Here is a 5,626-nt window from a genome sequence, read left to right as displayed (position 1 = left end):
ACGCGCACAAGGCGCTCGGTGTCGCGCACATCGCCAACGGCGACCTCGACCTGGCCGCCGGCTCTGTGATGCTCAGGCCTTGCCGTGGTGCGCCAGCGGCAGGTGCAGCTCCGCGGGCTCCGGCGGCACGTCGGTGACGCCGGTCGCGACGGCCTGCTCGTGGCGCTTGTGTGCCGAGGGCAGGGCGAGCACGGCGACGACGGCGAGCACCGCGACGCCCGCGCAGGCCCAGAAGCCGGTGGTGAACGCGGCGTCGGTGGGCAGGCCCTGCGGCGTGGCCTTCGACGTGAGGATCATCGAGACGACCGCGGTGCCGATGCTGCTGCCGATGGTCCGGGCGATGGTGTTGACGCTGGTCGCCTCGCCGGTCTGCGTGGCCGGGACGGCCTCGATGATGGCGTTGGACATGGCCGCGAAGGACAGGCCGATGCCGGCGCCGGTGAGGATCCCCGAGGCCAGGATCTGCCAGGTCGCGCCGTGGCTGACGGCCGGCAGCAGGAACGCGGCGACGACCGCGACGGCGCCGAGGAACATCGGCAGCTTCGGGCCGTACCTGCGGTTCAGCATGCCGGCCAGCGGGCCGAAGACCACCATGGTGACGACCGTCGGCAGGAGGAACAGGCCGGACTGCGAGACGGACTTGCCGAAGCCGTAGCCGGTGGCCGCGGGCAGCTGCAGCAGCGTCGGCACGAGCACGAACGTGCCGAACATCGCGAAGCCCAGGACGAGGGCGACGAGGTCGGTGGGCCACACGCCGCGGCGCCGCATCAGGCGCATGTCGATCAGCGGTTCCTTGACGCGGAGCTCGACCACCACGAAGACGACCAGCGTGACGACGCCGAGGGCGAGCAGGGTGACGGTCTTCGTGTCGCCCCAGCCCCAGCCCTGGCCCTTGCTGATGGCCAGCAGCAGGGCCACCAACGACACCGACAGGATGCCCGCGCCGAGCACGTCGAGACGCCCCGGCGTGCGTACCGGCGACTCCTTCATCCCGAAGACGGCGCCCAGCAGCGCGACGACGACCAGCACCAGCGGCAGCCAGAACAGCCAGTGCCAGGAGAGGTGCTCGACGATCGGGCCGGCCGCCACGATGCCGACGCCGGCGCCGATTCCGAAGATCGCCGACAGCAGGCCGACGGTGACGCTGACCTTCTCGCGCGGCAGCTCGTCGCGGACCACACCGATCGACAGCGGCAGGATCGCGCCGGCGGCACCCTGGAGCGCCCGGCCGACGATCAGCACGGCCAGGCTCGGCGCCAGGGCCGAGATGAGGGTGCCGGCGCCCAGGGCGACCAGGACACCGATGAGGACCTTCCGCTTGCCGATCATGTCGCCGAGGCGGCCGAGGATCGGCGTCAGCACCGAGGCGGAGAGCAGGTACGCGGTGATCACCCAGCTGGTGTCCGCGGTCGAGGCGCCGAGGTCCCGGCCGATGGTCGACAACGCGGGCGCGACCAGCGACTGCAACACGGCGAAGGCCAGGCCGCCCAGTGACAGGTACAGGACCAGCAGGCCGCCGTGGCGGGCCTGGCGGTCGGCGCCGGTCGCTCCGGGTTCTTCCATCGTCAGAGTCATGACGTCCCTCGACTAGATGTAAACGTGCGCTTACTTAGTATGGATCTCCCTCGGCGCAAGTCAACAGACGTTTACGTCACAGCGACGTGGCCGCTCCGCGGCTGGTCCGGGCCGCGGGCCAGCCGCAGGTAGGCGACCAGGCCGGCGGGCAGGACCAGCCAGAAGGACACGAGGCGGTAGAGCAGCACGACGGCGGCCGCGGCGGGCTGCGCGGCGCCCGCGGTGACGAGGCCGGCGAGCAGGCTCGCCTCGATCACGCCGATGCCGCCCGGTGTCAGCGGGATCTGGCGGACCACCTGCACGGCCAGATAGACGGTGGCGAGCTGGAACACGGTCAGCGGCAGTCGACAGGCATGCGCGGCGGCGACGAGGCAACCGAGGTCGAACAGCCAGTTGAGGGCGGCGTACCCGATCGCGAGGGCCAGATACCGGACCCGGACGGCCCGCGCGTCGTCGGCGACGTCGCGCAACCGGCGCCAGATCGACGTGCGTGGTGACACGGCCGTCGGGCGCGGCGGCGCCGGGCCGCGGTGGCGGAGCACCACGAGGGCGCCGAGCAGGGCGGCCAGCACGGCGGCCGGCGGCACCATGTGCCAGACGGCCGAGTCCGCCCACGCGGGCGTCCTGATCGTGCCGGCGTAGAGCAGCACCAGCCCCACGACGGACGCGGCGCCGGAGAGCAACATGGCGGTGGCCGCGACGGCGGTGCTGGCGCCGTGCCGGCGGTACTGCCGCAGGGCGAACGCCGCGGACATCGCCGCCCCCGCCGGCAGGACCATGCTGATGGCGGACCGGCTGTAGGTGATGGCCAGCGCGTCGCGCCGGGAGATGTTGACGTCGAGCGCGGTCAGCAGCGCGCGCTGCTGGCGGGCGAAGCACGCCTGGGAGCAGAACTGGACCAGCACGGCGCCGGCCAGCCAGCCGACATTGGCGCCCGCCAGGTCCGCGACGACGTCGGCCGGATCCGGTACGCGTCCCCGCAACGACAGCGCCACCGCCACGAGTGCGACGGCGACGGCCAGGGTCCGCAGGCCGTAGCGCCGCACCGGCGGCCAGAGCAGCGCGCGCAGTTCGCGGGCCCGGACGACGACGACGGCGACCGCCGCCAGCAGCGCGACCGCGACCAGCGCATCGAGCCAGTAGTGGTTGCCCGTGACGACCACCACGGCCAGCGTGGTCACGGGGTGGGCGAGCCAGAGCCACCGCAGCCGGCCGCGGGTGGCCACGGCGAGGGCGACCGCGATGGCGAGGGCCCAGCCGACGTGCAGCGACGGCATGGCGGCGTACTGGTTGCTGAGCGTGTCGGTGTCCGGCGGGCCGTACACCGTGGGCCCGTACACCGTGCCGGTGTCGACGAGCCCGGTGCTCGCGGCGAGCCGGGGCGGTGCGAGCGGAAGCCAGACGTGCAGGAGGAGCGCGGTCGCGGTGAGGCCGGCCAGGATGCGGCGGGTACGCAGGTACAGCGCCGGGCGCCGCAGGTACAGCCAGATCAGCGCGGCGGCGGTGGCGGGGAAGTGCACATACGCGTAGTAGCTGTTGGCCGCGAGCACGAGCCAGTGGTGGCCGGCGACCGCCTGCTGTGCGGCGAGCTCGCTCGGCAGGCGCAGCAGGCGTTCCAGGTGCCAGACCGTCGTCGCGTTGGCCATCGCCTGGTCCGCGTGTCCGGCCACCAGGACGCGGATTCCTTTGTAGACCGCGAAGAGGACCGCGACCAGCAGGAGCTCGCGCGCAGCCGTACGCAGCCGAACCATCGCACGCCCCTCCCCGAACGAGCGCGGACTCAAGATCGGCAATCATGCGCTTAATCAACAAGCGTTTACTAGGCTGTGAGCGCTCAATCACATCAGCGACCCCATCGACCCCGAAGTAAACAACTGTTTACTTCGCGTTCCGATCGCGTTACGCTGCTCCCGGGGGACGGGAGGAAGAGCAGTGCCCGAGAACGCCACGGTCGCCGCCGCGGACGGCGCGACCTCCGCACGCCGTCGCCGCGACGCGACCCAGACCCGCCAGGCGCTGCTGCGCGTGGCGAGCCGTCGCTTCGCCCGCGACGGATACGCGTCCACGACGGTGCGCGAGATCGCCGACGAGGCGGGCGTCAACGTCGCCCTCATCAGCCGCTACTTCACGTCGAAGGAAGGCCTGTTCGAGGCGTGCCTGACCGCCGCGGTCACCGACCTGCGCCGCGACTCCGACGAGACGAGCCTGGAAACCATGGCGCCGGACATCGCCCGCCGGATCGCGGGCGTCACCCACGACGGCCGCCTGCCGGACACGCTCCTCCTGCTGCTGCGATCCTCAGGCGACGAACAGGTCGACAACGTCCGTCGTGACTTCCTACGCTCGATCAGCGAACGGATGGCCGCGGCCGCGGGCGGCGACACCCACCCGGAGACGTTGCTGAGGGCCCAGATCCTCCTGGCGGCGACGCTGGGCATGACGTTGCTGCGGCTGTCGATGAGCATCCAACCGCTGGCCGCCGCCACCGAGGAGGACCTCCTCGGCCCGATCTCCGACCTCGTCGACGCCCTGCTCGGCACCCCATAGCGGCTCCGTCGCGGAGTGTCGCCGGGATCACACCGGGTGTTACCGTTGGCGGTGAGCGGGGGGCCGGTCACGACCTGTGGGTGGGCGGATGAGGGCCTTCTGGATCTCGGACGAGGACTTCACCATGGCCGTGCGGCCCGGTGACCACCTCGGTGCCGCGTTCGACACCCAGGAAGCGTTCGTCGTCGACGCGGTCGCGTTCGCCGAGCAGGGAGTCGCCGCCGGCGGGCAGGTCATGGTCTTTCCGGGTGATCCCTACCGCGACGATCTCAGCGGGTTCCTCGAGCACCTACGCGAGCGGAGCCCCAGCCTCGCCGCCGCGGACAGGTCCGGTCAGTTCCGCGTCGCCGACAGCCGCCAGGTGCAACTCGCCCCGGGCCGCTTCGATCCCGGCTACCTGCGGCGGCTCTACACCGCCGCGGCCGGCGACGCCGTCGAGGCCGGTTACCAGGGGCTGTGGGTCAGCATCGACATGATCTGGGCGCGCGACGCCGACCCGGCCGCGCTGACCGCGTTCGAGGCCGCGGCCTTTCCGCTGTTCGTCGGCGGCCGGCTGACGGCGGTCTGCCACTACGACCGGCGCGTCTTCGCGCCCGCGGTCGTCGCCGCCACCCGCAGCGCACACCCCGCCGCGCCGGACAGCCGGGAGCCGCTGCGCCACCAGCGGCTCGACGACGGCCGGACCTTGCGCGTCTGGGGCGACAGCGACATGGACAACGAGTTGGCCTTCGACGCTCTGCTCGGCAGCCTGCGCCCCGGCGACACCCTCGACATCAGCCGCATGAGCTTCATCGACGCGCGCGGCGCCGCGGCGATCGCACGGGTGCCGGGGCTCGCGGTCGAAGCGAACCAGCGTCAGGCACGCCTGCTCGGCATGGTCCGCGCGCGGTAGCTCCCGCTCCAACGTACAGCCGGCACCGGGGCTTGCGGCAAGACCCCGGTCAAGGCGCAGAATCGCTGGCCAGAAGCCAATACATCGGGGGTACGGCCATGCGTGTGGTGCTGTCGACATACGACTCACGGGGTGGGGTCGAGCCCTACGCGGCGCTGGCCGCGGCCTTGCGGGAGCAAGGGGCCGAGGCGCTCGTGTGCGCGCCGCCGGACTGTGCCGACCGGCTGACCGAAGTGGACGTGCCGTTCGTGCCCGTCGGTGAGCCGGTGCGCAAGCTCGTGCACACGACCGTCGCGCCGTCGGTGAGTGAGGTCGCGGCCGCGCTGATCGCCACGCAGTTCGACGCGCTCGCGCGAGCCGCGACCGGCTGCGACGTGATCGTGGCCAGCGGCGTGCTGCCCGCCGCGGCCGGTGCGCGGTCGGTGGCCGACCTCCTGGGCGTGCCGTCGGTGCACGTGAGCTACTGCCCGATCTTCCTGCCGTCGCCGCACCACCGGCCGCAGCCGTTGCCTGGTCGGCCCGTGCCGGCCGAGGTGACCGACCCGCAGGCGCTGGACGAGCTGAGCGTCGCGAACTACAACGCGTTCCTCCGCGAGCCGCTGAACGCGGCCC

General features: G+C 72.4%; 4 protein-coding genes and 1 pseudogene. 3 read left to right on the top strand and 2 right to left on the bottom strand.

Annotated elements, in window-relative coordinates; genetic code table 11:
- Positions 1 to 72: 72 nt before the first annotated feature.
- Together AB0H87_RS37105 and AB0H87_RS37100 are read right to left on the bottom strand one after the other, a co-directional pair.
- Positions 73 to 1,563 (bottom strand): MFS transporter, encoded by a 1,491-nt coding sequence (locus AB0H87_RS37105; protein WP_360156902.1) that lies wholly within the window; start codon positions 1,561 to 1,563, stop codon positions 73 to 75.
- An 83-nt stretch (positions 1,564 to 1,646) separates the two neighbouring features.
- On the bottom strand, positions 1,647 to 3,326 hold the full coding sequence (locus tag AB0H87_RS37100) for a flippase-like domain-containing protein (protein WP_360156899.1): 1,680 nt from the start codon (positions 3,324 to 3,326) through the stop codon (positions 1,647 to 1,649).
- Positions 3,327 to 3,507: 181 nt separating this feature from the next.
- Here AB0H87_RS37100 and AB0H87_RS37095 point away from each other — a divergent pair, with 181 nt between their 5' ends.
- The 3 genes and pseudogenes from AB0H87_RS37095 to AB0H87_RS37085 all read left to right on the top strand — a co-directional run.
- A complete protein-coding gene (locus AB0H87_RS37095; protein ID WP_360156896.1) occupies positions 3,508 to 4,122 on the top strand; it encodes a helix-turn-helix domain-containing protein in 615 nt (204 codons plus the stop codon).
- 88 nt (positions 4,123 to 4,210) lie between these two features.
- Positions 4,211 to 5,014 carry an MEDS domain-containing protein gene (locus tag AB0H87_RS37090; RefSeq protein WP_360156893.1) on the top strand — a complete coding sequence of 268 codons (804 nt, stop codon included), beginning with the start codon at positions 4,211 to 4,213 and terminating at the stop codon, positions 5,012 to 5,014.
- 98 nt (positions 5,015 to 5,112) lie between these two features.
- Positions 5,113 to 5,626, top strand: a pseudogene (locus AB0H87_RS37085) (glycosyltransferase); the annotation flags it as partial.

The organism is Asanoa sp. NPDC050611 (assembly GCF_040654855.1).
Taxonomy (GTDB): domain Bacteria; phylum Actinomycetota; class Actinomycetes; order Mycobacteriales; family Micromonosporaceae; genus Asanoa.
Note: the sequence above shows the minus strand (reverse complement) of the source record. Positions and strands in the feature narration are given on the sequence as shown.

What these genes read in the sequence shown, in the direction of transcription:
- AB0H87_RS37090 (WP_360156893.1), top strand. Translation starts at nt 4,211, where the DNA reads ATGAGGGCCTTCTGGATCTCGGACGAGGACTTCACCATGGCCGTGCGG.
- AB0H87_RS37105 (WP_360156902.1), bottom strand. Translation starts at nt 1,563, where the DNA reads ATGGAAGAACCCGGAGCGACCGGCGCCGACCGCCAGGCCCGCCACGGC.
- AB0H87_RS37100 (WP_360156899.1), bottom strand. Translation starts at nt 3,326, where the DNA reads ATGGTTCGGCTGCGTACGGCTGCGCGCGAGCTCCTGCTGGTCGCGGTC.